The sequence below is a fragment of the Pseudomonas reinekei genome (assembly GCF_001945365.1).
GTDB lineage: Bacteria > Pseudomonadota > Gammaproteobacteria > Pseudomonadales > Pseudomonadaceae > Aquipseudomonas > Aquipseudomonas reinekei.
Map to the genome: position 1 here is coordinate 289,472 of NZ_MSTQ01000001.1, position 24,467 is coordinate 313,938.

Annotated in this window: 30 protein-coding genes, 1 tRNA gene and 2 pseudogenes; 19 read left to right on the top strand and 14 right to left on the bottom strand. The window is 58.2% G+C overall.

Translation table 11 applies throughout. The features are described from left to right. The first annotated feature begins 17 nt into the window (after positions 1–17). Positions 18–1,031 (top strand): DNA-binding protein, encoded by a 1,014-nt coding sequence (locus tag BVK86_RS01295; protein ID WP_075944689.1) that lies wholly within the window; start codon positions 18–20, stop codon positions 1,029–1,031. On the opposite strand, the gene gorA is transcribed toward BVK86_RS01295, so the two are convergent. Both gorA and galU read right to left on the bottom strand, forming a co-directional pair. Further along, the gene (gene gorA / locus BVK86_RS01300; protein WP_075944690.1) at positions 1,028–2,386 is read right to left on the bottom strand and encodes a glutathione-disulfide reductase; all 1,359 of its coding nucleotides are present in this window, start codon (positions 2,384–2,386) and stop codon (positions 1,028–1,030) included. The genes BVK86_RS01295 and gorA overlap by 4 nt on opposite strands. 130 nt (positions 2,387–2,516) lie before the next feature. Then, positions 2,517–3,356 carry a UTP--glucose-1-phosphate uridylyltransferase GalU gene (gene galU / locus BVK86_RS01305; RefSeq protein ID WP_008065368.1) on the bottom strand — a complete coding sequence of 280 codons (840 nt, stop codon included), beginning with the start codon at positions 3,354–3,356 and terminating at the stop codon, positions 2,517–2,519. Between the two features lie 291 nt (positions 3,357–3,647). Between galU and BVK86_RS01310 the strand changes: the two genes are divergently transcribed. Both BVK86_RS01310 and BVK86_RS01315 read left to right on the top strand, forming a co-directional pair. Beyond that, positions 3,648–3,836, top strand: coding sequence for a hypothetical protein (locus BVK86_RS01310; RefSeq protein ID WP_075944691.1), 189 nt, complete (start codon positions 3,648–3,650; stop codon positions 3,834–3,836). 139 nt (positions 3,837–3,975) lie between these two features. Further along, positions 3,976–4,257 carry a hypothetical protein gene (locus BVK86_RS01315; protein WP_075944948.1) on the top strand — a complete coding sequence of 94 codons (282 nt, stop codon included), beginning with the start codon at positions 3,976–3,978 and terminating at the stop codon, positions 4,255–4,257. Positions 4,258–4,272: 15 nt separating this feature from the next. On the opposite strand, the gene BVK86_RS01320 is transcribed toward BVK86_RS01315, so the two are convergent. Beyond that, positions 4,273–4,503, bottom strand: coding sequence for a hypothetical protein (locus BVK86_RS01320; RefSeq protein ID WP_075944692.1), 231 nt, complete (start codon positions 4,501–4,503; stop codon positions 4,273–4,275). Between the two features lie 72 nt (positions 4,504–4,575). Next, complete coding sequence (locus BVK86_RS01325; protein WP_075944693.1) at positions 4,576–4,932, bottom strand: hypothetical protein; 357 nt, start codon at positions 4,930–4,932, stop codon at positions 4,576–4,578. A gap of 209 nt (positions 4,933–5,141) precedes the next feature. Here BVK86_RS01325 and BVK86_RS01330 point away from each other — a divergent pair, with 209 nt between their 5' ends. From BVK86_RS01330 to ada, 4 genes are all read left to right on the top strand, one after another. After that, positions 5,142–5,444 carry a DUF1883 domain-containing protein gene (locus BVK86_RS01330; RefSeq protein WP_057400164.1) on the top strand — a complete coding sequence of 101 codons (303 nt, stop codon included), beginning with the start codon at positions 5,142–5,144 and terminating at the stop codon, positions 5,442–5,444. A gap of 35 nt (positions 5,445–5,479) precedes the next feature. Further along, positions 5,480–5,650, top strand: a complete 171-nt coding sequence (locus tag BVK86_RS29730; protein ID WP_092267348.1) for a hypothetical protein — start codon at positions 5,480–5,482, stop codon at positions 5,648–5,650. A 10-nt stretch (positions 5,651–5,660) separates the two neighbouring features. Next, complete coding sequence (alkB, locus tag BVK86_RS01335; protein ID WP_075944694.1) at positions 5,661–6,326, top strand: DNA oxidative demethylase AlkB; 666 nt, start codon at positions 5,661–5,663, stop codon at positions 6,324–6,326. A gap of 87 nt (positions 6,327–6,413) precedes the next feature. Continuing rightward, positions 6,414–7,478 carry a bifunctional DNA-binding transcriptional regulator/O6-methylguanine-DNA methyltransferase Ada gene (gene ada / locus BVK86_RS01340; protein ID WP_075944695.1) on the top strand — a complete coding sequence of 355 codons (1,065 nt, stop codon included), beginning with the start codon at positions 6,414–6,416 and terminating at the stop codon, positions 7,476–7,478. Between the two features lie 79 nt (positions 7,479–7,557). Here ada and acuI read toward each other — a convergent pair whose 3' ends face one another. After that, entirely contained in the window at positions 7,558–8,541 is a 984-nt protein-coding gene (gene acuI, locus BVK86_RS01345) for an acrylyl-CoA reductase (NADPH) (protein WP_075944696.1), read from the bottom strand. Between the two features lie 246 nt (positions 8,542–8,787). Here acuI and BVK86_RS01350 point away from each other — a divergent pair, with 246 nt between their 5' ends. From BVK86_RS01350 to BVK86_RS01390, 9 genes are all read left to right on the top strand, one after another. Then, positions 8,788–9,852: an NAD(P)H-dependent flavin oxidoreductase gene (locus BVK86_RS01350; RefSeq protein WP_075944697.1), complete on the top strand. Its 1,065-nt coding sequence runs from the start codon at positions 8,788–8,790 to the stop codon at positions 9,850–9,852. Between the two features lie 130 nt (positions 9,853–9,982). Beyond that, on the top strand, positions 9,983–10,750 hold the full coding sequence (modA, locus tag BVK86_RS01355; protein ID WP_075944698.1) for a molybdate ABC transporter substrate-binding protein: 768 nt from the start codon (positions 9,983–9,985) through the stop codon (positions 10,748–10,750). Further along, the gene (gene modB, locus BVK86_RS01360; RefSeq protein ID WP_075944699.1) at positions 10,751–11,431 is read left to right on the top strand and encodes a molybdate ABC transporter permease subunit; all 681 of its coding nucleotides are present in this window, start codon (positions 10,751–10,753) and stop codon (positions 11,429–11,431) included. A 3-nt stretch (positions 11,432–11,434) separates the two neighbouring features. Then, positions 11,435–12,514, top strand: coding sequence for a molybdenum ABC transporter ATP-binding protein (gene modC, locus BVK86_RS01365; RefSeq protein WP_075944700.1), 1,080 nt, complete (start codon positions 11,435–11,437; stop codon positions 12,512–12,514). A 75-nt stretch (positions 12,515–12,589) separates the two neighbouring features. Continuing rightward, positions 12,590–13,609: a DNA topoisomerase IB gene (locus tag BVK86_RS01370; RefSeq protein WP_408002955.1), complete on the top strand. Its 1,020-nt coding sequence runs from the start codon at positions 12,590–12,592 to the stop codon at positions 13,607–13,609. A gap of 72 nt (positions 13,610–13,681) precedes the next feature. Continuing rightward, a complete protein-coding gene (locus BVK86_RS01375) occupies positions 13,682–13,903 on the top strand; it encodes a hypothetical protein (RefSeq protein ID WP_075944701.1) in 222 nt (73 codons plus the stop codon). 128 nt (positions 13,904–14,031) lie between these two features. Beyond that, positions 14,032–14,262: a hypothetical protein gene (locus tag BVK86_RS01380; RefSeq protein ID WP_075944702.1), complete on the top strand. Its 231-nt coding sequence runs from the start codon at positions 14,032–14,034 to the stop codon at positions 14,260–14,262. Between the two features lie 203 nt (positions 14,263–14,465). After that, positions 14,466–14,750, top strand: a complete 285-nt coding sequence (locus BVK86_RS01385) for a hypothetical protein (RefSeq protein WP_075944703.1) — start codon at positions 14,466–14,468, stop codon at positions 14,748–14,750. A 184-nt stretch (positions 14,751–14,934) separates the two neighbouring features. Then, the gene (locus tag BVK86_RS01390) at positions 14,935–15,144 is read left to right on the top strand and encodes a hypothetical protein (RefSeq protein ID WP_075944704.1); all 210 of its coding nucleotides are present in this window, start codon (positions 14,935–14,937) and stop codon (positions 15,142–15,144) included. Between the two features lie 85 nt (positions 15,145–15,229). On the opposite strand, the gene BVK86_RS01395 is transcribed toward BVK86_RS01390, so the two are convergent. From BVK86_RS01395 to BVK86_RS01435, 8 genes are all read right to left on the bottom strand, one after another. Beyond that, positions 15,230–16,597, bottom strand: coding sequence for a sensor histidine kinase (locus BVK86_RS01395; protein WP_075944705.1), 1,368 nt, complete (start codon positions 16,595–16,597; stop codon positions 15,230–15,232). Further along, positions 16,594–17,256, bottom strand: coding sequence for a response regulator (locus BVK86_RS01400; protein ID WP_075944706.1), 663 nt, complete (start codon positions 17,254–17,256; stop codon positions 16,594–16,596). The genes BVK86_RS01395 and BVK86_RS01400 overlap by 4 nt, the downstream gene beginning before the upstream one ends. Positions 17,257–17,267: 11 nt before the next feature. Further along, positions 17,268–17,912: a tetratricopeptide repeat protein gene (locus BVK86_RS01405; RefSeq protein ID WP_075944707.1), complete on the bottom strand. Its 645-nt coding sequence runs from the start codon at positions 17,910–17,912 to the stop codon at positions 17,268–17,270. Continuing rightward, the gene (locus BVK86_RS01410) at positions 17,909–18,718 is read right to left on the bottom strand and encodes an SDR family oxidoreductase (RefSeq protein WP_075944708.1); all 810 of its coding nucleotides are present in this window, start codon (positions 18,716–18,718) and stop codon (positions 17,909–17,911) included. The genes BVK86_RS01405 and BVK86_RS01410 overlap by 4 nt, the downstream gene beginning before the upstream one ends. After that, complete coding sequence (locus BVK86_RS01415; RefSeq protein ID WP_075944709.1) at positions 18,705–19,379, bottom strand: iron-containing redox enzyme family protein; 675 nt, start codon at positions 19,377–19,379, stop codon at positions 18,705–18,707. Before BVK86_RS01415 ends, BVK86_RS01410 begins: the two co-directional genes overlap by 14 nt. Continuing rightward, on the bottom strand, positions 19,376–20,857 hold the full coding sequence (locus tag BVK86_RS01420; RefSeq protein ID WP_075944710.1) for an AMP-binding protein: 1,482 nt from the start codon (positions 20,855–20,857) through the stop codon (positions 19,376–19,378). Before BVK86_RS01420 ends, BVK86_RS01415 begins: the two co-directional genes overlap by 4 nt. Then, positions 20,847–21,524 carry a thermostable hemolysin gene (locus tag BVK86_RS01425; protein ID WP_075944711.1) on the bottom strand — a complete coding sequence of 226 codons (678 nt, stop codon included), beginning with the start codon at positions 21,522–21,524 and terminating at the stop codon, positions 20,847–20,849. Before BVK86_RS01425 ends, BVK86_RS01420 begins: the two co-directional genes overlap by 11 nt. 783 nt (positions 21,525–22,307) lie before the next feature. Then, on the bottom strand, positions 22,308–22,676 hold the full coding sequence (locus tag BVK86_RS01435; RefSeq protein ID WP_075944712.1) for an SH3 domain-containing protein: 369 nt from the start codon (positions 22,674–22,676) through the stop codon (positions 22,308–22,310). 110 nt (positions 22,677–22,786) lie between these two features. Between BVK86_RS01435 and BVK86_RS01440 the strand changes: the two genes are divergently transcribed. From BVK86_RS01440 to BVK86_RS01450, 3 genes and pseudogenes are all read left to right on the top strand, one after another. Further along, the gene (locus tag BVK86_RS01440; protein ID WP_075944713.1) at positions 22,787–23,026 is read left to right on the top strand and encodes a hypothetical protein; all 240 of its coding nucleotides are present in this window, start codon (positions 22,787–22,789) and stop codon (positions 23,024–23,026) included. 338 nt (positions 23,027–23,364) lie between these two features. Beyond that, positions 23,365–23,793, top strand: a pseudogene (locus tag BVK86_RS01445) (IS21 family transposase); the annotation flags it as partial. Then, positions 23,794–24,123, top strand: a pseudogene (locus BVK86_RS01450) (tyrosine-type recombinase/integrase); the annotation flags it as partial. A gap of 93 nt (positions 24,124–24,216) precedes the next feature. On the opposite strand, the gene BVK86_RS01455 reads toward BVK86_RS01450, so the two are convergent. Then, positions 24,217–24,303, bottom strand: a tRNA-Leu gene (locus BVK86_RS01455). Positions 24,304–24,467: the final 164 nt, after the last annotated feature.

Sequence of the window (24,467 nt, forward strand, 5' to 3'; positions counted from 1 at the left end):
AAATTGTAGGAGTAGTCATGGCCCGTGGCGGTGTAAATAAGGCAGTCGTGCAAGCGGCCCGTTTGGCGATTCTTGCCCGCGGTGAGAACCCGAGCATCGATGCAGTACGTATCGAAATGGGGAACACCGGTTCAAAAACCACGATTCATCGCTATCTCAAAGAGTTGGATGACGGCGCTCAGCGTGTTGAAGCCGAACCCGCTGAACCCATCGACGATGAGCTTTTGGCGCTGGTGACACGACTGGCCCAACGCTTGAAAGAACAGGCGCAAGCGCCCATCGACCAGGCTCGCGAGCAGTTCGAGGAGCAACGCAAGACCTTGGAGGCCCAGCTGGCAAAAGCACAGGAAGCCAATAACGAACTCCACGAGCAGTACGAAATCCAGAGCCTGGCGTTGACTCAGGAACACGAAGCCCTGCAAGACACCCTCGCCACGCTGCAGACTGAACAAACCCGCAATGCCGGGCTGAATCAGGCGCTGGCTGATTTCGAATTACGCTTGCAAGACAAGGATGAGCAGATCCGCTCGCTGGAAGAAAAACACCTGCATGCCCGTGACGCGCTGGAGCATTACCGCAATGCCGTCAAGGAACAGCGCGAGCAGGAACACAGCCGCCATGAAACTCAGGTGCAGCAATTGCAGATGGAGTTGCGCCAAGCCCAGCAAAGTGCACTGGTGCGCCAGGACGAAATCACTCAGCTGCACCGCGACAACGAGCGCTTGCTGACGGAGAACCGTGGGACATTGCGTGAGCTGAGCCTGTTGCAGGATCAACTCAAGCAAAGCAATAACCGTCAGGACCAGCTACTGGAGCAAGCCACCCGCGTCGATGCCGAGCGCACCCTCCTCCAGGAACGCTTGCGCGTGGCGCTACTGGAAAGCCAGGCGCAAAAACAGGATATTGATGAGCAGTCGCAGATCAACAAAACACTGGAGATTGAACTGATCAAGACCCAGGCAGAACTGGAAGAAAGCCAGCGTCTGGCCGCCGCCGTTGCAGCAGCGGCAGACGCCGCCAAGGACAATTAACGGGCGACCGGCGTACGCATGGTGACGAACTCTTCGGCGGCCGTTGGGTGCACGCCGATGGTTTCGTCAAAGTGGCGTTTGGTGGCGCCGGCCTTCAGGGCGATCGCCAGCCCCTGGATGATTTCACCGGCATCCGGCCCGACCATATGGCAGCCCAACACCTTGTCGGTCTTGGCATCTACCACCATTTTCATCAGTGTACGCTCCTGGCATTCGGTCAGGGTCAGCTTCATCGGTCGGAAGCGGCTCTCGAAGATCTGCACCTCGTAGCCCGCGTCGCGCGCCTCTTCTTCGGTCAAGCCGACGGTGCCAATGTTCGGCAAGCTGAACACCGCCGTCGGGATCATCTTGTAGTCCACCGGGCGATATTGCTCTGGCTTGAACAGGCGTCGCGCAATGGCCATGCCTTCAGCCAGGGCTACCGGTGTCAGTTGCACACGTCCGATCACATCGCCAAGAGCGAGGATTGACGGCTCGGCGGTCTGATATTGCTCATCAACCTCGACGAAGCCTTTCTTGTCGAGCTTGACGGCAGTATTTTCCAATCCGAGATTGTCCAGCATTGGCCGGCGGCCAGTGGCGTAGAACACGCAATCAGCTTCCAGCTGACGACCGTCCTTGAGCGTGACTTTCAAGCTGCCATCAGCCTGCTTGTCGATGCGCTCGATGTCGGCATTGAATTGCAGGTCCATGCCGCGCTTGGTCAGCTCTTCCTGCAAATGCTTGCGCACCGAACCATCGAAGCCACGCAGGAACATTTCACCGCGATACAACAGCGTAGTCTGCGCACCCAAGCCGTGGAAGATCCCGGCGAACTCGACCGCGATGTAACCACCGCCAACCACCAACACACGCTTGGGCAACTCTTTGAGGAAGAAGGCCTGGTTGGAACTGATCGCATGCTCATGCCCCGGAATCTCCGGAATCTGCGGCCAGCCGCCAGTGGCGATCAGGATGTTTTTAGCGGTGTGGCGCTCGCCATTGATCTCGACAGTATGCGGATCGACGATCTTCGCGTGCCCTTCATGCAGCGTTACGCCGCTGTTGACCAGCAGGTTGCGGTAGATCCCATTCAGGCGATTGATCTCGCGGTCCTTGTTGGCGATCAGCGTCGGCCAATCGAACTGCGCTTCGCCCAGAGTCCAGCCGAAACCGGACGCCTGTTCAAAATCTTCGGCAAAGTGCGCGCCGTAGACCAGCAATTTTTTCGGCACACAGCCGACGTTCACACAAGTACCACCCAGGTAGCGACTCTCGGCCACCGCCACCTTCGCGCCGAAACCGGCCGAAAATCGAGCAGCCCGCACACCGCCGGAACCGGCACCAATCACATAAAGGTCAAAATCGTAGGCCATTTTCAATCTCCTCGGCAGGTCAACAGCATACCTGCAGTCATCTGTTGGGCAAGCGTTGCAATCGATATGGAGTCAGAAAATGAAAAAGCCACCCGAAGGTGGCTTTTCAATACAAGCAACTAACGCGCTATCAGTAAGCCTTACCCGTCTTGTAGAAGTTCTCGAAGCAGAAGTTGGTTGCGTCGATGTAGCCTTCGGCGCCGCCGCAGTCGAAACGCTTGCCCTTGAACTTGTAGGCCATTACGCAGCCGTTCTGGGCTTGTTTCATCAGGGCGTCGGTGATCTGGATTTCGCCGCCCTTGCCTGGTTCGGTCTGTTCGATCAGGTCGAAGATGTCCGGGGTCAGGATGTAGCGACCGATGATGGCCAGGTTCGACGGCGCATCTTCAGGTTTTGGCTTTTCAACCATGCTGTGGACGCGGTAGATGTCGTCGCGGATCATTTCGCCGGCGATTACGCCGTACTTGTTGGTTTCTTGCGGATCGACTTCCTGGATGGCCACGATCGAGCAGCGGAACTGTTTGTACAGTTTGACCATCTGGGTCAGTACGCCGTCGCCCTCGAGGTTGACGCACAAGTCGTCCGCCAATACCACGGCGAAAGGTTCGTCACCGATCAGCGGGCGACCGGTCAGGATGGCGTGGCCCAGGCCTTTCATTTCGGTCTGGCGGGTGTAGGAGAACGAGCAGTTGTCGAGCAACTTGCGGATACCGACCAGGTATTTTTCCTTGTCGGTGCCCTTGATCTGGTTTTCCAGCTCGTAGCTGATGTCGAAGTGGTCTTCAAGAGCGCGCTTGCCACGACCGGTGACGATGGAGATTTCGGTCAACCCGGCATCCAGTGCTTCTTCGACGCCGTACTGGATCAGTGGCTTGTTTACCACCGGCAGCATTTCCTTGGGCATGGCTTTAGTCGCTGGCAGGAAGCGAGTACCGTAACCGGCTGCTGGGAACAAGCATTTCTTGATCATATAAGTCCTTGAAAGGGCTGTGTGTACGAGTTTCGGCGCAGTCTAATCAGGCGGCGGGCACCTTACAATGCCCCGCGCTGGCTAACCGATGTCAACATAGAGAAATATTCGCACGGATAGTTCCGCACAGATCCGCGCAGATCGCTGCGTCGCCCCTTATTGATAGCAGAGACCGGCCAACTTGCACGGTTATCATTTGTCGGCAATCGGACCCACCCTACACCCATTGGCACCCGTCCGGTGCGTTTGGCGCTATTATGGCGTGATTGAACCAGCCAACGAGGCAGATAGATGTCGGCAGCAAAAAGCGTCAACGGGTACTTGATCAACAAGGCGAAGGACGGCCAATGGTGGGTAGACAGCGCCAACGGCGAGAATATTGCCGGGCCTTTCCCTACCGAAGCCATGGCGGTCGAAGTGGCATCGGTGTTGCAGCTTGAGCATCCGGAACCCAAGCGACGCGGCAAGGACAAGAACTGATCGAGGCCTGACACGCCCACAGCCCTGCCATTGCGCAGGGCTTTTTTTGTCTTTTGCGCGGGAAGTGGCCTATGGCTATAACCTTTTGCGCATGGCGCTGTCACAGCACTTGCCCACCCCTTTTAATGACGACTACGACATGACTAAATTTTTGCCGCTGCTTGCAGTACTGGCCCTCGCTGGCTGCGCAACATCCGAAACCACTTACCTGAACAACGGCGAGCAAGGCCTGGCCATTGATTGCTCCGGCGAAGCCAACTCATGGGCGACTTGCTACGAAAAAGCGGATGCGTCCTGCGCGGGCACCGGTTATCGCATCGTCGGCACCGACGGCAGCCCGGCCCCTGCGGAAAGCGACAAGACCCTCGGCGTCGACGTCGGCAACTACAAGAACCGCAGCGTCGTGGTGGTCTGCAAGTAAGGCACCCTGCTCGCCTTACATGTGGATTTCGGCGAATTTGATCCCGAGGCCGCGCACGGTCTCGATCAGATCGTCAAGACTGCTGAAGGATTCGACTTCGTCGTTGTCATCGACCAGAAAAAAACTGCGACCGGCGCTTTTTTTGAAAAACACGATCCACTCCCCCGGATCAGCCGGATTCTGAATCACATGGGTGGCAGAGATATGCCCCTCTGCGTGCCGCTCCCGTACCCGCTCTCGCTTCATGCCTGACTCCAGAAATGACAATGCCGCCAAAGCATCGCTTTGGCGGCATCGATCTTTATGCTCGACAGTTTATCAGCCAGAAATGCAGGCTGTGGCAGCATTGCGCACATCCCGGGGGCGTAGCGGCACATTGGAGATACGTTCATGTAACTTGATGCTGCTGCCACCGGACCGTTCTTCGATATCAAAAACGGCGGCCGGACCGGACGAAAGCTTTTGCGGAACGATCACCCGCACACCGTCTTTCTGCGGCTCGACTTGCAAGGCGCCTCGACTGCTGGCGAGCTTTTCGCTCAGGCATTGCGCGTACTCGTGGGGTTTCTTGCCTGAAATCACACTCATGGTGGGCAGCGACTCGTTAATGTCCTCGACGCTTGCACAACCATTCAATGCCAAGACCAATGGCAGGACCCACGCACCCCACTTCATACAAAACCTCCGATAAAGATCGTCCGACAGCAGCGATGCGGTTTTTCTCCGAGGCCTGGTGCATTTATCTCTCACGGGATGCGAAATAACTGTTTTTAATTGTCAAACCGCGGCCCGGTGGCCGGATTTTCAGACGCCAGGGCTGATAAACTGCGCCCATTGACCTGTATGGTTTTGATTTTGTAGTAAAAGCCCTTCTGGAGGCGCCCATGAAATTTATTCACCAGCGCGAGCACCTCAACGAAGACGACATCGTCGTCATTCAATGCTCGCAGATGTGCAACATCCGTTTGATGAACGACGCCAACTTCCGCAGTTTTAAAAATGGCGGCCGCCACACTTACCACGGCGGCGCGTTCGATACGTTCCCGGCCCGCATCACTGCGCCGAGCACCGGTTTCTGGAACATCACCATCGACACCGTCAACCGTCGGGCGATCAGCGTGACCCGCAAACCGACTTTGACCCATTCGATCAAGATCATCCGCCGCTCCAGCTCGAAACTGAGCTGAGTGACGTTTCACTAAGCCTATAGACAGGTATGACCGTGGCTCAAACGACCAAATACGTCATCAAGTACAAACTCAACGGCGAACGTCGCTTCGAATTCGCCCAACTGGAAAATGGCACCGAAGCAGAAGCCAAGGCTGCGCTGGACGCCCTTCACGGCCAGAGTGACGACGTCATCAGCGAAATCAGCGTCAGCAAAGCGCTGTAACTCGAACACCATGAAACCGCCCCTTCTCGATTTGTTCGCTGACGCGCAGCCGCAGCAGGCGCCCCGCAACGAGCAGATCGGCGAACAATCCTGGGTGCTGCGGGGCTTTGCCCTGCCCTGGCTCGACCGCTTGCTGCCTGCACTGAATACGGTACTGGCGGCGGCACCGTTTCGGCAGATGGTCACGCCCGGCGGCTTCACCATGTCAGTTGCCCTGAGCAGCTGCGGCACACTGGGTTGGACCACTGACCGCAGCGGTTATCGCTACAGCGGCAACGACCCGCAGACCGGGCAGCCTTGGCCAGCCATGCCCGAGGTGTTTGTGCAGTTAGCGCAAGCAGCGGCCCGGGAAGCGGGTTTTGCCGAGTTCGTCCCGGATTCCTGCCTGATCAATCGCTATGTCCCCGGCGCAAAGATGTCCTTGCATCAGGACAAAAACGAAACCTCCTACGCAGCACCCATTGTCTCGGTATCGCTGGGTTTGCCGGCCATGTTCCTGTTCGGCGGTTTCGAACGCAGCGACAAGACCCAAAAAGTGCCCCTGCTGCACGGCGACATCGTGGTGTGGGGCGGAGTCGATCGCTTGCGCTATCACGGCGTATTGCCGATCAAGGACGGTCATCACCCGCGTCTGGGTGAACAACGGATCAACTTTACCTTTCGTACCGCAGGCTGAAGCCCTGGAATTTGACCGCAAGCAGCGGAGTGTGACGACACTGTCGCGTGGTTAATCTGCAGGAAACCGGTCAAGGGACATTTCGCCATGACAACCCAATCGCCAAAAGTCGCCATCGAAAACGATCCTCGCTGGGCCGCCGTGGTAGCGCGTGACCCGCAAGCCGACGGGCAGTTTGTCTACGCCGTGAAAACCACCGGAATCTACTGCAACCCCAGCAGCCTGGCACGACTGCCGAAACCGCAGAATGTCGAATTCTTTGATAGCGCTGAGCTTGCACAAGCCGCGGGTTACCGGCCGAGCAAACGCGCGGCCAAGGATCAAAGCGACCTCGCCGCGCAGCACGCCGCCATTGTGGCCGCCGCGTGCCGACAAATCGAAAATGCCGAAACGCTCCCGGCCCTTGGTGAGCTGGCCGACGCCGCCGGCCTCAGCAGCTTTCATTTCCATCGGGTGTTCAAAACCATCACCGGCCTGACTCCGAAAGGCTACGCAGCGGCCCATCGCTCCCGGCGGGTGCGCGAGCGCCTCGCGGACGGCCATTCAGTGACCGAAGCGCTGTACGACGCGGGCTTCAATTCCAACAGTCGGTTCTATGAAAGCGCGGATCATCTGCTGGGTATGAGGCCTGCCGAGTACCGCGCAGCCGGCCACAACAACGACATTCGCTTTGCCGTCGGCCAATGTTCCCTTGGGGCAATTCTGGTGGCGCAGAGCGAGCGTGGGGTCTGCGCGATTTTGCTGGGCGATGATCCCCATCAACTGGTCTGCGATCTGCAGGACAAGTTTCGCCGGGCCAATCTGATTGGCGCCGATCAGGACTTTGAGCGCCTGATTGCCCAGGTCGTTGGCTTCATCGAAGCGCCTGCCTTGGGCCTGGATTTGCCGCTGGACGTACGCGGCACGGCGTTCCAGGAGCGGGTCTGGCAAGCCTTGCGAGAGATTCCCGTCGGCAGCACCGCCAGCTACGCCGATATTGCTCAGCTGATCGGTGCGCCTAAAGCGGTTCGCGCGGTGGCGCAAGCGTGTGGCGCTAACAGCCTGGCCGTGGCGATCCCTTGCCATCGCGTGGTGCGTAGCGATGGGAATCTTTCGGGGTATCGTTGGGGGGTGGAGCGCAAGCGGCAGTTGTTGGAGCGTGAGTTGCAGTGAATTGTGCGGATCACAAAATCAACAGATCGCAGCCTTCGGCAGCGCCTACAGGGGGCAGCTGCCGCGGGTTGCGGAGTGTTTAGCGATTCACGTCGACGACGACCCGTCCGCGTAACTGTCCGGCGAGCAAACGGGGCGCCGCGTCGATCGCTTCGCTCAAACCGATTTCGTGGCTGATCAGCGGCAACAGACTGAAATCCAGATCCTGAGCCAGACGGCGCCAGGCTTCCACTCGTTTGGCCTTGGGTTGCGTCACGCTGTTGATACCCGCAAGGGTCACGCCGCGCAAAATGAATGGCGCAACGGACGCCGGAAAATCCATGCCTTGTGCCAGCCCGCACGCAGCCACCGTGCCATTGGCTTTGGTGCTGGCGCAGGCGTTGGCCAGGGTGTGGCTGCCGACTGAATCGATGACCGCTGCCCACCGCTCCTTCGCCAGGGGCTTGCCCGGCTCCGACAACGTTGCGCGGTCAATGATTTCACTGGCACCCAACTGTTTAAGGTACTCGTGCTCGGACGTGCGCCCGGTAGACGCGACCACCCGATAACCCAGCCGGCTCAGTAGCGCGATGGCAAAGCTGCCAACGCCGCCGTTGGCGCCAGTGACCAGAATCTCACCTTGCTCGGGCGTGACACCGTTGTGCTCCAGCGCGAGGATGGACAGCATCGCCGTGTAACCGGCCGTGCCGATGGCCATGGCCTGAGCCGCAGTGAATGCCGCAGGCAGCGGGATCAGCCAGTCGCCGCTCAGACGCGCTTTCTGTGCCAGACCGCCCCAATGCCCTTCACCGACACCCCAGCCATTGAGCAGGACTTTGTCGCCAATCTTGTAGTCCGGATGCCCACTGACTTCGACGGTTCCCGCCAGATCAATCCCCGGCACCATGGGGAATTTTCGCACCACCGGGCTGCTGCCGGTAATCGCCAGGCCATCCTTGAAATTCAACGTGCTGTACGCCACGCGTACCGTTACATCGCCCTCGGGCAGTTGATCGTCGCTGATCTGTTGCAGCGTGGCCCGGTAACCGCTTTCGTCTTTATCGATCAAAATACCTTGGAACATGACTGCCTCCTGGTGAGAGCACGTGTTGTGGTGGGATTTAAATACCACGTCGCAAAAAAATACAGTACTCGACTTTAAGCCAATTCTCTTCCCGAGTGATAAACCGATCCTTCGCTGGCAGTGACCAATTGCATCGGCGCTGGCAGGGTTAGCCGGACGAAAACATGGCTGGCCTTGGGTCAGTCATTACTGCTACAAAACGGCTTCTACCGCCCTGCCCGGTTTCAATGTCGGAGAACAGTCAACATGAGCCAATGGCCAGACACCCGTATTCTTGACCTGCTCGGGATCGAATTGCCGATCATCCAAGGCCCCATGGCTGGCGCCACCCACTCGTCGATGGTCATCGCCGCCAGCAACGCCGGCGGGCTGGGGTCGATGCCAGCCGCCATGCTGAGCATCGAGCAACTGCGCGAAGAATTGAAGACCATTCGGCAACACAGCCAACGGCCACTCAACGTCAATTTCTTTTGCCATCAGTCGCCGCCCGTTGACGAGCAGCGGGCGCAAGACTGGAAAAATCTGCTGGAGCCCTATTATCGGGAACTGGGCGTCGACTTCGACGCGCCGACACCGGTGTCGAATCGCGCTCCGTTCGATCACGCAAGCTGTGAAGTCGTCGAAGAATTTCGCCCGGAAGTGGTGAGTTTCCACTTTGGCCTGCCGGAAAAACCCTTGCTTGATCGGGTAAAAGCCACCGGCGCCAAAGTGCTGTCATCAGCCACCACCGTCGAAGAAGCCATCTGGCTGGAGCAGCATGGCTGTGACGCGATCATCGCCATGGGTTATGAAGCGGGCGGACACCGCGGGATGTTCCTCAGTGATGACCTGAGCAGCCAGGTGGGTACTTTTGCCCTGGTGCCACAGGTTGTCGATGCGGTGAAAATCCCGGTGATCGCCGCTGGCGGGATTGCCGATGCGCGCGGTGTCGCAGCGGCTTTTATGCTGGGCGCTTCGGCGGTGCAAGTGGGCACTGCGTATCTGTTCACGCCGGAAGCCAAGGTCAGCGCTTCGCATCACAAGGCATTGCGTACTGCCAAGGAAAGCGAGACGGCGGTCACCAACGTTTTCACCGGTCGCCCGGCGCGGGGCATTCTCAATCGGGTGATGCGCGAGCTGGGCCCGATGAGCGCCAAGGCACCGGCCTTCCCGCTGGCCGGTGGCGCACTCATGCCCCTGCGCGGCAAAGACGAAGCGGATTTCAGTAACCTCTGGGCCGGCCAGGCGTTCACCTTGGGCGTGGAATTGACCACCGCAGAACTGACCCGACGCCTCGCCGAAGAAGGCTTGGCAAAACTGCTCCGCCGTTAAGCTTGATGGCGAGGGAACAACTTCTCTCGCCAAACCCGTTGCCGCACGTTCCGTTTGCAGGCATTCCGCTATATATTCTGATATATAGCGAATCACACCCTTGCAACACATGTTTTAACGGAGCCGTTTCATGACCATTCGTGACTCACGTTTTGCCCCCGGTTGCCTGGCAACCGTGCTGGGTGTTTTGGCGCTTGGCCCTGCCCAGGCTGACGAAGTCCAGGTAGCGGTCGCGGCCAACTTCACCGCGCCGATTCAGACGATTGCTGCGAATTTCGAGAAAGACACCGGCCACAAACTGGTGACGTCGTTCGGCGCGACCGGTCAGTTCTACACCCAGATCAAGAACGGCGCGCCTTTCGAAGTGTTCCTCTCGGCGGACGACACCACCCCAGGAAAACTCGAAAAAGAAGGCGAAACGGTCAAGGGCTCGCGCTTCACCTATGCCATCGGCACCCTGGCACTGTGGTCGGCCAAAGAAGGCTACGTCGATGCCAAGGGCGAAGTGCTGAAAATGAATGAGTACAAGCACCTGTCCATCGCCAACCCGAAAACCGCGCCTTATGGCCTCGCGGCAACCCAGGCCCTGGCAAAGCAGGGCCTGACCGACAAGGTCAAGGACAAGATCGTCGAAGGCCAGAACATCACCCAGGCCTTCCAGTTCGTATCTACCGGCAACGCGGAACTGGGCTTTGTTGCCTTGTCGCAGATCTACAAAGACGGCAAAGTCACCAGCGGTTCGGCATGGATCGTTCCGGCCGAACTCCACGACCCGATCAAACAAGACGCGGTGATCCTCAACAAGGGCAAGGACAACCCGGCCGCCAAGGCACTGGTTGACTACCTCAAGGGGCCAAAAGCCGCTGCTGTCATCCAGTCCTACGGTTACCAACTCTAAATGACGCTGACGAGTGCCGATTTTTCCGCCATCTGGCTGACCCTGAAACTGGCGTCGCTGACGACCGTCATCCTGCTGATCATTGGCACCCCGTTGGCGTTATGGCTGTCGCGCACCCAATCCTGGTTGCGCGGCCCGGTCGGGGCGATCGTTGCCCTGCCTCTGGTGCTGCCACCCACGGTGATCGGTTTTTATCTGTTGCTGGCGCTCGGCCCTCACGGGTTTGTCGGCCAGTTCACCCAATCATTGGGGCTCGGCACCCTGACGTTCAGTTTTGCGGGGTTGGTGATCGGCTCGGTGCTGTACTCGATGCCGTTCGTGGTCCAGCCGTTGCAAAACGCCTTCTCCGCCATTGGCACCCGCCCACTGGAAGTGGCCGCGACCTTGCGCGCCAATCCCTGGGACACGTTTTTCAGCGTGACGCTGCCGCTGGCCCGCCCCGGTTTCATCACCGCCGCCATCCTTGGCTTCGCGCATACCGTCGGTGAGTTCGGTGTGGTGCTGATGATCGGCGGCAACATTCCTGACAAGACCCGGGTGGTCTCTGTGCAGATCTACGATCACGTCGAAGCCATGGAATACGCCCAGGCCCATTGGCTGGCCGGGGCGATGCTGGTGTTCTCTTTTGCGATCTTGCTGGCGTTGTACTCCAGCCGTAAAACCAAAGCGGGCTGGAGCTGATCAATGATTCACACACGCTTGAAGCTGAGTTATCCGGGATTCGCCCTTGACGTTGATTTGCAGCTACCCGGCCGCGGCGTCACGGCGCTTTATGGTCACTCCGGTTCGGGCAAGACCACTTGCCTGCGCTGCATCGCGGGCCTGGAACGCGCCGATCAGGGATTAATACAGGTCAATGACGAAGTCTGGCAGGACAGTGAACAGAAGATCTTTGTCGCGCCGCACAAACGCGCCTTGGGTTACGTGTTTCAGGAAGCCAGTCTGTTCCCTCATTTGTCGGTGCTGGCCAACCTGGAATTCGGTCTCAAACGCATCCCCAATCCACAGCGCCGGGTCCACATGGCCGATGCCACTGAACTGCTGGGCATCGGCCACCTGCTGGATCGTCATCCGCAACATCTTTCCGGTGGCGAGCGGCAACGGGTGGGGATCGCCCGCGCGCTGCTCACCAGCCCCAAACTGTTGCTGATGGACGAGCCATTGGCGGCGCTGGATGCCAAGCGCAAAAGCGAAATCCTGCCTTACCTGCAGCGGCTGCACGATGAACTGGACATTCCGGTGCTGTACGTCAGTCACTCCCAGGACGAAGTGGCGCAACTGGCCGACCACATTGTCTTGCTCAGCGAAGGCCAGGCGCTGGCCAGCGGCCCTATCGGGCAGACACTGGCGCGTCTGGACCTGCCACTCGCGATGGGCAGTGACGCTGGCGTGGTGATTGAAGGTCGGGTCAGCCGCTATGACAGCGAATACCAACTGTTGACCCTGCAACTGCCCGACACGTCGCTGGCCATCCGCGTGCCCCACTCGCCCATGGCCCCGGGCCAGACATTGCGCTGCAAGGTACAGGCGCGGGATGTCAGCCTCAGCCTGCACGGTGCCGAGCAAAGCAGCATCCTCAACCGCCTGCCGGTGACCATCGTCAGTGAAATGAATGCCGACAACGCCGCCCATGTATTGATTCGGCTGGACGTTGAGGGCACGCCCCTGTTAGCGCGTATCACCCGCTACTCGCGGGATCAGTTGAACGTCCATCCGGGCCAGCAACTGTGGGCGCAGATCAAGGCTGTGGCCGTGCTGGCATAACTTCGCCGGCACCACTGCGTTGGCGTGGGGTCAATGGCTGTAACGGCCCCTGATCCCTTGCCAAGGACAATCGCCATGCCCGATGCGCTGCCTTCCGACCTGCACTACGTCGATGACGCCCTGCCCGGAATCACCCGCAGAAAACTGCGCGGTAAATTCTGCTATTTCGATCCGGCGGGTCAACGCATTACCGACCCCGAGGAAGTCCGGCGCATCAATGCCCTCGCCGTACCGCCGGCCTACACCGACGTGTGGATCTGTACCGATCCGCGCGGTCATTTGCAGGCCACCGGCCGCGACGCTCGCGGCCGCAAGCAATATCGCTATCACCCGCGCTGGCGCGAAGTGCGCGACACCGACAAATACTCGCGCCTGAGGGACTTCGGCCAGGCCCTGCCGAAACTGCGCAAGCAACTGGAGGCGTTGCTGGCTGCGCCAGGTTTCAGCCGCGACAAGGTCATGGCCACCGTCATCACCTTGCTCGATGCCACGCTGATTCGCGTTGGCAACACGCAATACGCCCGGGACAACCGCTCCTATGGCCTGACCACTTTGCGTAGCCGGCATGTGGAGGTCAACGGCAGTGCGATCCAGTTCCAGTTCCGCGGCAAAAGCGGCGTGGAACATCAAATCACCGTGAAGGACCGTCGCCTGGCGCGGATCATCAAGCGTTGTCAGGAGATTCCCGGGCAAAACCTCTTTCAATACCTGGATGAAAACGGCGAGCGTCACACGATCACCTCGGCCGACGTCAACGCCTACCTGCAAACCTTGACCGGCGCCGACTTTACCGCCAAGGACTACCGCACCTGGGCCGGCAGCGTGCGGGCGCTGGCGGTATTGCGCAAGTTGCAGTGGCAACCGGAATCCGAAGCAAAGCGCCATATGGTGGAGATGGTAAAAAACGTCGCCAAACAGCTGGGCAACACCCCGGCAGTCTGTCGCAAGTGCTATATCCATCCCGGTGTGCTCGACGGCTTTTTGCTCGGCGCGTTGGCGCAATTACCCAAACCGAGAACGCGCAAGGGCCTGCGCGCCGAAGAAGTCGCGCTGGCGATGTTGTTGGAGCAATTGGCTTCTGAGCCGACGAATTGACCTGCCTATTTTTTGCACGATGACAAATGACTTCTATAGTTGATCTGTACACGAATCAGCTGCGGTGAAGCCATGGAAGACATATTCGTCGTAAAGCGCTGCAACAAGATCATCATTCATGGCCGTCGGGCCGGAGAAACCGATCATCAGCCGCCTGACGCTGCTGTCTGGTACCGCATCAAAGACACCCGCACCAACGGTTTCATTGGTGATGGCTACGATCTTGAAGAGGACGCGCGGCGTTACTGTCGACAGCTGAACGCAAAATCACAAGTCACGGCGCGGCAAGGTTGATGAGCCTTGACGGGCCTTTAACGGGTCTATACTGAAGCGAGCTGAAGGAGCGGCCCCCATCGGTAGAAAGCTCGCTCCCAGCGGGCTTTTTACTGCCCTGCCAGGTGTCTTCAACGGAGGTGTTTCCCGTGTCCGAAAAAGAGTCCATCACCACCCTGCTCACCCTGCTTGATACCCGCCAGGTTCGCTTGGCCGCTGCGTGCAAGGAAATCGCCGATTGGGTCGACCATCAAGGCGGCCATCCGACAGCCCTTAGAATCCGCGATCGTTTGAACGACATCGAAAAGGACACGCCGCTGATCCGTAACACCCTGTCGTCGCTCAAACCTGTTGAGCGTCCGCTGCCACGGTTCAGATGACTTGAGACGGAAACTTGATGCATTACGCAGGCTGACGCGGGACACGTGATCGGCGACAACCTCGTCATCGGGGGGCTGCATGCCTGACATTTCGTGCGACTCCCCACCCAGCCACGCGCTGGGATTTTTTTGCCCGCGGGACAGCAGCGAACGTCAAGGGTTACGTGAGGTCCAACGATCACACGTCGCCAAGGAGACGTTCGATGGTTACTCACTTCAAAATCAGCGGTCATCTGGCCTGCGGTCACAAAGGCAGCAACCTCACCTCCACCCGAGAACTCAATCGGGTGAAATGCAGGAGCTGCCGCAACACCGAAGCGTTCAAGGACGCACGCAAAACCGAGCGCAATGCAGCACGACGCGCCGCGCGCAAGGCCAAAGCCATTCATGTGGTTAACGACTGGCGCCAGGCCTGGACTGAACGACTGACCGCCATGACCGGCCAGCAACGACTGCCCCGCGGCTTCACGGGGCAACCTTTCGTTTGACTCATCGGTTTGGCGGCTGGATCGATTCATTTCGACTGGCCGCCAAACGCCAGCAAACTGATGGAATGAACCTCAGGATAAGTCCGACACGCTGCATTGGCGGCATCAGGCTTCCTCGTCTAGGGTCTCCTTCGTATCGAACTGAAACGCCGACTAGGGCGGGATCCCGATCCAGGAGGAAGCGATGTCATCCATTCGTAGTGCCGAACACACCTATCGCCAGTGGTCCAGCCCGATCTTGCTTGAGCTCAAGGAGCGGGAGCATCAACTGGCCCCCACGGATCGCCAGGCGCTGCAAAACATTTTGCTGGAAAGACGCCTGATAAACAGCGGCAATCCCGCGGGTGAAGATCGTCGCAAGCCGGTTCCCATGGGGAGTGCCAAACATCCGTGAGCAAAACCAAATAAGGGCTTGCATGAAGAAAATCACACAAGCCCTTGATAATTAAAAACTATTCAAACCAACCGGGGCGAAAATATCACGTGCGTGCAATTTCCAGTGTGGCGCGCAGTCCTGAAGGACTACGATTTTCCAGTTTGACCTGCCCACCCAGGCGAGCGGCAATGGCCTGCACGATGGTCAGTCCCAATCCTGCCCCCTGGTCATTTCCACGGCTGTAGAAACGCTCGAAAAGCCGATCGCGGTCCTGCTCATTGATACCCGGCCCCTCGTCCTGGACGGACAGTTCATAGCCGTTTTGCGTCGTGTGCAGACTCACTGTGATCAGTCCATTGAGCGGAGAGAAATTCGCCGCATTAGTGACAAGGTTGTTCAACGCAATATCGATGGCCGTAGGGTCGACCCTCACGAGGCCGATATCGTCAGTGGCGTCGAAGACCAATTCCAGATCCTTGCTCAACAACCACGGTGTCAACTGAACCAGGCTGGCACGAACCGTGGCTGCCAGGTCAATGGGGACAGGCGGTTGCGCTCTTGCTTGAGGTTCGATACGAGCCATCGTAAGCAATTGATTCACCAGTCGACTGGTACGGTCCACACCGGCAATCAAGTGTTCGAGCGACGCACAACGTTCGCTGTCACTGCCCGCTTCCATCAGATTTTGCGCATGCACCCTGAGCACAGCGAGGGGTGTACGCATTTCGTGGGCTGCGTCCGCGATAAAGCGCCGCTCACGCCCCATGACTTCCTGAATCTGAGCGAGCATTCGGTTAAGGGCTGCCTGCATCGGCTCCAGTTCTGTGGGCAGCGGCGTTAATTGCAAAGGTTCGAGTGAGCCGGGCGGCCTCGCCCGGAGTGTCGCCGCCATGTTGACCAGCGGTTTCAATCCCCAGCCGATGGCCAGCCAGATCATGGCGGCCAGGATCAAACTCCCCAGAATATTGGGCCACAACGTATGGCGTACGATTCGATCGACCAAATCCGACCGGACGTCATCTCGCTCGCCCACCCAGATCCGCAGGTTGTTCTGTTTATCTTCGAGCAGGAAAGCGCGCCAATGGCGGTTGTTCAGATCGCTGACATCGCTGAAGCCCGGCGTCCGCGGCACCACATTGAAGGAGGGCGCGCTCGCCGTGTGCACCAGCACTTGATCTCTGAGATTCCAGACCTGAAAGGCGATCTTCGTTTCATAGGGATGACCGTCGATCCTGGGCTCCGCCTCGCTCAGGGCCTGATTGAAGGCCTGATACAGATCTGCGTGTTCCTTACTGGCCAAGGGCATACGCATGACGCCTTGCAACAATCGAGCATTCTGGGCCAGTTGAGCGTCGTAGACTTCAGCAATTTCATGGTTGCTGTCGTGCAGGTTTAGCACGCTGATGAGTGTCAAACCGGCGAGCATCAAGCCGATAATCAACGTCAGCGTGCGACGCCTGATTGAGGTCATCGACGTTCCTCCACCAGGTAGCCGATCCCTCGGATGGTGCGGATCAGGTCAGCCGAGAACTTCTTTCGCAGATGATGGATATGCACCTCAAGTGTGTTGCTTTCTGCCTCTTCGCTCCAGCCGTAGAGCAGTTGCATCAGATGATCGCGAGTCATGACGCGTCCGGGTGGCGAAAGCAATTCGTGGAGCAACTGATATTCCTTGGGGGTCAGCGCGACCGGATCGCCCTTGTAGCTGACTTGCTGGGTGCCAGGGTTCAAACTGATACCGGCGTGTTCGATCAACGATTGCGCGCGACCGGCACTGCGCCGAAGCAGTGCACGGATACGGGCTTTGAGTTCCGCCAACTCGAAAGGCTTGATCAGGTAATCATCGGCGCCGGCATCCAGCCCCGCGATGCGGTCTTCGGTGGCATCACGTGCGGTCAGTATCAGCACCGGCAGCGTGGAGCCACTATCACGCAGGCGCCTGAGCACTTCGAGCCCATCCATGCGAGGCAGTCCCAGATCGAGTACCGCCAGATCAAACGTTTCGCTGAGCAGCGAATGCAAAGCACTGCTGCCGTCCTGCAACCAGTCGACGGTGTAACCTTCGCGACTGAGGGCCTGGTGGATGCCCTCCCCCAGCGCCCCGTCATCTTCTATTAGTAATAAACGCACATGGACTCCTGTCAGCCAAGTTTCTTGTTCACGTCCACCAACAGCATTTCGATCTCTTTACGGCGCCCGGCGTCAGCGGTTTCTCGACCGGGGCGCGGCGCGGCCATCAGGGCTTTTTGCAGTGCCGCTTTAGCTTCACTGTATCGCTTTTGACGGTAGAGGTGATCGCCCCAGAAGTACAGGCTGTCGATGCCATTCGGATTGAGTTGCAAAGCTGTTTTGAGCAACTGTTCGGCCTTGTCCGAATCCCCGAAACCGATGGGCCAGCCGGGCACCCGATCATAAAGCGCGCCAAGGCTGGTATAGGCCGAGCCTTGCAGCGCCTTCGGGTCCAGAGCCAAGGCCTTTTCCAGGTCGACTTTCGCGTCCTTGACCTTGCTCAACGCCCCCAAGCCTCCCTGGGCGCCCGCCCAGCTACTGGTGACAATGCCCGACCAGATCCAGGCTTCAGCCACGGTCTGGCGTTCCTGTGTGAAGCTTGAAGCTTGGGCGGCGAGCTTTTCGAACGCTGCGGTTCGTTGACTTTCCGGCAACTCGTACTGGATGTGCGCCCAACTTTGTTGAATGCCGCTAAGGCGTTGCTGGTCAGCGGCATCCAGTGCCCAGACACTCTGGCTCAATGCGCCGAACAGCAGACAGGCGATGATTTTCTTCATGGTTTGAGATGCTCCTGATCGGGTTTCTGACTCAAGCGACGTATCAACGGCAATTGCTTACGCAGGCCACGGTCCACCAAATGCGGTAGCAGGCTGTTAAGGCGGACAAAAAAACGTTCCGGCCACCCCAGGTACAAATCGCGTCGGTCACCGGCTATCGCGTGTATCACCGCGGCCGCCACGGTCTGCGGATCGTCGACATTGGTCTTGAGCGCATCGTTTAGCGCTTGGGCTGCCGGGCTGTTCATGCTGGTGCGGGTGGCGCGCGGGGCCATGTAGAGCACGCTGACCCGGGTGTCCGCCAGCTCTCGACGCAGCGCTTCGGAGAACCCGCGCAAGGCAAATTTTGTCGCGCAGTAAGTGGCGTAGCCAGGGTAGCCAATGGAGCCGTAGGTTGAACCGACGTTCACCACCATCGCTGAGTCGGCCTGTTTAAGCAGCGGTAACAGCAACCTTGTCAGGCAGATCGGCGCACTGATGTTTACCGCCAGCATCGCGTTGATCTCACTGTCTTCGAGCTGTTCCAGCATGGCAAAGTGATTGACCCCGGCAGCGTTGATCACCAGGTTGATGCCGCCAATGCTTTCTGCCTCTGCCAAAACATCTCGTCGGTCTGACTGGGACGTCAGGTCTGCACCGATCCAGAACAGGTTACGAGGATAACGCTCAAGCAATGGCAACAACGGCTCCCGATGTCGAGCGACCGCCAATACCCGGGCACCACTGGCGCACAGCGCCGTGGCGATGGCCAGGCCGATACCGCCACTTGCACCCGTCAATACGACGCGAGCTTCAGAAAGGCGCATGCAGGTTCTCCCCGTCACGCGGCAAGCCACGGAACATATCGGTGTAGAGCCTGTACACGACTTTGGACGCGTGAATGACGGCAGCCTGGTCGGCAGGGTCTTCCAGCTTGTTCATCAATCGGCGGTAAGTCTGCATGTGCTCAATATCCAGCGACCCGTGTGAACTGAGGTAGCTGAAGGCGCTTTCCGGCAGAGCCAGACGCTCGCGAATACTGTCGGCGGCATGGGTGGCCAAGGCGATGCTGGTGCCTTCGAGAACGTTGACCATGCCGAACAGTGCCACAGGGTTGTCCCTGGCGATCTGGTCGTAGAGGAAGCTGACCATCAACTCGATCGGCAAGGACGGCTGTCCGTCCGTTACGGCGCCCCTATCGCCCCCGCAAACTTCTATGTCATTGAGTATCCACTGTTCGTGACCATACTCGTCCTCGATGTATTCGCAGACCGCCTTGCGCAACCATTCCAGGCGCAATGGCAAGCGCGCGCCACAAGCCATCATCAATGGCACGGTATGGCGCACATGGTAATAAGCTTGGGTCAGAAAGGCCCGGTAACTTACCAGGCTGACCCTGCCCTCCAGAGCATCACGAATGATCGGCAAGTTAAACAACTCCGTGCGCTCGTGTTGCGTGGCTTCTTGCAGCGTGTCAAAAAAACTCATAGTGCGGATTCCTCGGAAAAGGCAGATTCGGTCAATACTTCCCGGTAGCGATCGACGATGGCATCACGGCGAGGCCGGCCATTGGCGGTGAGCAAACCGTTGTCGGGAGTAAAAGGTTGAGTAAGCCGGGTCCATCGCCCGACCTGGGCGTACTCGGGCAGCGCTTTGTTGGCCTGGGCCACGGCGGCGGCCAGTTGCTCGTCGGTACAGTCCGGATGATGTGGCCAGAGCAGCGCATGGTTGTTAGGCATGGCTTCGCCATAGACGAACGCCTGAGCAACAGGTCCACGCTGGGTCAATTCGGCTTCCACCCACTCGGGGTTGACGTTGCGCCCGAAACTGGTCACGAACTGATGCTTTTTGCGGCCCTTGAGGTAGAGAAAACCCTCGGCATCGAACTCGCCGAGATCTCCACTGGGCCACCACTCGGTGCTGCGCGGAGCTTCTCCCTGATAGCCCAGCAAGGCTGAGCCCTTGATCAGTACTTCGCCGTCGTTTGCCAGTCGAAGCTGGACATGGGGCAGCGGTTTTCCAACGCTGCCCGGACGGCGCGCACCCGGGCGATTAAGGCACACCACCGAGGCGCACTCCGACAGTCCATAACCCTCATAGACCGGCAATCCCGTGCGTTGGGCACGGTGCAGCAAATCTTCAGAAACCCGTGCGCCGCCGACGGCAGCGAAACGCAGGTGCTGCGGGTTGAAAGCTTTCTGTTCGGCCGCGCTGACCAGCATCAACAGCAACTGCGGCACCAGAATCAGGCTCTGAGGCGTCCGGCTGGCAAGGCATGCCAACAACTTAGCCACATCCACGCTGCTCGCACCCTGGATGCCCAGGGCTTTCTGTCCAGGCAGACTCAAGGTCGCACCGGCGTACAACGCGGCATAACAGCCGATGTTTTCCAGCAAGATGGCCAGCGGCAGCAGCGCCAAGTGATGCTGCGGATCGGTGGGTTTGCTCGCCAGATCCAGCTCGCGGGTTACTCGCAAAATAGTCTCGGCACTCAAGCACACCCCTTTTGGGGTGCCGGTAGTTCCCGACGTGAATGTGAGTTTGGCCGTTCCTTCAGGCATGCCGTTGGAACCACTAAAGGTGCGACACCAGAACTCGCCACTCTCTTGATACCCGGCTGCTTGTAATTCGTCGTGCAGCCACGGCTCGGCGATCACGCGTTCGGCGTGGCTTTGCTCCAGGCAATGCCGGCGTTGCGCCGGACTGAAAAAAGGCGGCAAGGTCACGCAAACGAGGCCTTCGAACAGTGCGGCCAGATCCCACAGCATGGCCTCAACGCCATTATCCAGTGCCAGTGCGATCACCTTGACCTGCTCATCGCGCAGGCGCTCCTGGCGATAGCTGACCTCGGCATAGAGCGTGGCGTAGTCCAGTTTCAGCTGATCGCCCCACAATGCGGTGACGCTGCCATTTCGTTCAGCGTGGGTGCGCAGGGTCAGATTGAAACGCTGCATTTCAGGCGACATGGCAAGCCCCCTCAATGGAGGTCGGCAAGCCTAAGCGACTGAATAAACCGATGTTGCGCAAATGAATGAATCCAGCGCGAATATTGCCAACATGAACCCAAGGCTTGCTTTCGTAGTAGCTGCCCCAGGCGTGGCGCTCCTCGCCGAGGCGCGCCGGGTCGGCAGCGCACAGGGTCACTGGCTTCAATCCCAAGCGATGAAAACTGTTCACCAACCCAAGACTTCCCGTAAAGGCCACCCATTCCAGTCCCCCCATGGCCAGCAGATAGGTCATCACGATGATGCTCAACCGTGCGCTACCGGTGTCGCTGGCCGCCAGATTGCCGACTTCGACGACGGACGTGCGGGCGACGGGTTGTCCTGCAGCAGCACTGATCAGCGGTTCAATCGGTTCATCCAGGTACCCCTCCAGAAACAGCGGGCCGTCGCTTGCCAGTCGTACGCCGACCACCGCAGACAACGTCCCGTGCACATCGCTCATGCCAAACAGTTCCGGCATGAAATGGCGAATGTCGGCACCGTGGGCCTTACGAAAACGTTGCTGGATAAAGGTTTCGAATGTGGACCGAAGCGTGTCCTCCTGCAAGGCTCTGACGAATTGCATTGGCGGCGCTTCGGCTTGGCCGAAATGCAACGGCAACTGAATATTCCAGTTGAAATCGGACATTGCAAAATACCTCCCCGTGACAATTGAGGTGAAGTATCAAAGGCAATTCTTAACGAAGTCTGAAGGTGAGAAAAATTGACGCGAGCCTGGATGGTGGAGGAAAAGAACATCGAGCCGCACCGCATTCACAGACCTTCGAACAGGCCCAGTGGTGCTGGAATTGCCCGCTGCCAGTGAAGAAGGCAGCGTGTACGGGCAAGTGGTGGATGCCTGACAGTTCACCATCGCCGATGTAGGGCCGTCAGGAATAGACAAAGGCAAAGGCGGCAAAATGCTGTTTACCCCTCCTGGATACAAAGGCGCGCGCCCATCTACATCGGCCCCAAAGCACCTGCTGGACTCGAAGGTAACTGGATACCTACTGCCGGGAAGCGTCCGTTACCAGCCATGCGCTTCTATGGGGGCACCGAGGCACTGAACAACAAGACATTCAAGTTGCCGGATTTCGAACCGGTCGATTGAACGGTGCACCAGCGCGGATAGCTGAGCGCTCTTAAGCCAAACATTTGCTAATGACCGAGGGTGCTGCGGGTTAGTGTTTTTTGATTTATGCGTGGCTAAGTAAGCACGCCTGAATCAAGTCCGCGCGCTTCCAACCTGATGTCAACGTGACTTAGCCGGACGCTTACTTCGATGTAGCGTTCCTTGCCTGTCGGTAGCGCTATCCACACGTCGGGATTGCCGCCAAGGCTACGAGTCTTGCAAAAAGGAAGCGCTGCTCGGCTGACCGAGCGCTGTCGCGCAAGGCAGCGAGCCCGTGGCATCGCTGCTGGAGGTGGCACCTTACGGTGGGCCGGCGGCTTCGCGCAGAAACTTGCCGTTAACCCAGCCAGTGAACTTCTGTTTGAGGCCAGCCTCGATTTGGCACCAACGGCTGGAACCAACCGGTTTGCAGCCCAGGTTGCGTACCCGGTCGCCAATCACTAGCGCGCCGACGATCTGCTTGCCAACACCTGGCTCGCTGCGCACGTTAAGAGTTTCGCCGCTTGAAAGGTTTGCGACGTCCCAATAATCGGGGCCACCGGAAAACCCGTCGGCAAAGTCGGTCGTGTCGCCCTCCTTGGCTTGCTGGAGTTCCTCGTTTACACCTTGGGCAACCACGCAGGTCAAACCGAAGAGCGCCACAACTGCCATGAACCCAATGGTTCGCATCCCTGTACCTCCTCATCTAACTTGAGTGGACATCTGGTCGGTGGGGCAACGGCAACCAGTGTACCGCGATCAACTGAAGTTATTAGCCGGTCGGGTGCACGAATCCATTTATGGCCGAGGTTCGCGTCAAGGCTATGGTGCTGCGCGACGTTGGCAATCGAAGCGCCGTGCTGGGCACAATCCTGCACGACCAGGGCCTAGAGGGATTTGTAATAGGAACGGCGTTGTGGCTGTATGGAAAGAACCGCTTTAAAGGCTACAAATGGTGTCCACTTCAAATTAGGTGGACTCCATTTGTAGCCTTTGGCTTCGGGGTCAGGAAGGTGAGTTGGCCGGACGGTTACTTTTGAAATCCATCATTTCGATATCATCGAAGCTACATAATTGTGCTCGAAAAAGAGCTCATTCAAGCGAGAAATGTCCATCTACAGCCTCGAAAATAGCGGAGGTCTGGCTCTCAGAGCAGCGGGAGCTACTACGTACAATTTCGTGTAGGTCACTCCTGTGAAAATGCTGGCAATGCAGCACCCTGCGTATTCCACGCTCATTCGGACACCCATTCCACGCACATCCGGACATTGATTCCACGACTATCCGGACACTTTTAGGCAGGCAGCAACGCAGGACTAACTTCACTACCATCGACCTCTTTTTTCGAAGCAAGGAGGTCGTCTTGGAGCGTTTATCCATGCGAAAAATACGAGAGGTACTGCGTTTAAGATTCGACGGCGGCCTGTCCGTGCGTAAAATCGCCCGCAGTCTCGTTATCGGACATTCGAGCGTCGGAGATTATCTCAGTCGCTTTGCCGCAAGCGGTTTGTCTTGGCCCATTAACCTATCCGACGCCGAATTGAACCGGCGTCTTTTTCCGTTGGTAGCGACCGTCCCCAGCGAGCAACGACCGATGCCTGATTGGGCGTGGGCTCACGCCGAGTTGCGCCGCCCCGGCGTTACCCTGGCTCTGCTCTGGCAAGAATATCGGCTCAGCCACCCGCAAGGTTTCCAATACAGCTGGTTCTGTGAGCACTACCGGCGCTGGGCCGGTAAGGTCGATGTGGTCATGCGCCAGGAGCATCGTGCTGGCGATAAGCTTTTCGTCGACTACGCCGGCCAGACTGAAACCATTGGTAAGCTCAAAGTCGTAATCGATCGAATCATGGCGCGAAAGGCCGGACAGAAAACCAGATCAACACGCCTGGTAGTAATCGACTCTGGGCAGCCAAAGACGACCAGCACGCTCAGAAAAAGGTTCGATGACGCCAGGGAAGCAGCCGGGATTCCAAAAGCAGAATTTCAGATGCGCGACCTAAGAGCGAAAGCGGCGACAGATAAGGAGGAGTCAACAGGCTGTATCCGGAAGCTCGGGACCAGCTCGGACATACAACTGTCGGGATGACAGAACAGTACATCCGAATGCAAAAGGGTGAAGGTTACCCCTACGAAGTGACTGACGGTCACGAATTGCGGAAAAGATTTTTTTGATTGCGGAAAAAGAAATAAGGGCTTGCATGAGGTATGCCATGCAAGCCCTTGATATTCATGGTGCCCGAAGCCGGAATCGAACCGGCACGCCCTTACGAGCGGGGGATTTTAAGTCCCATGCGTCTACCAGTTTCGCCATTCGGGCGGTAGCGCGGTGAATCAGAGGGTGGAAATATATACATCCCTTCCCGGTGAAGCAAGGACACATTGGTATTTTTCGAGACTAATTCTTGCTGGCGCGAAAAATAAAAAAGCTTCGTAAATCATGGATCTACAGAGCTTCTCTACAGTGGTCACCGAAGTCGCAAT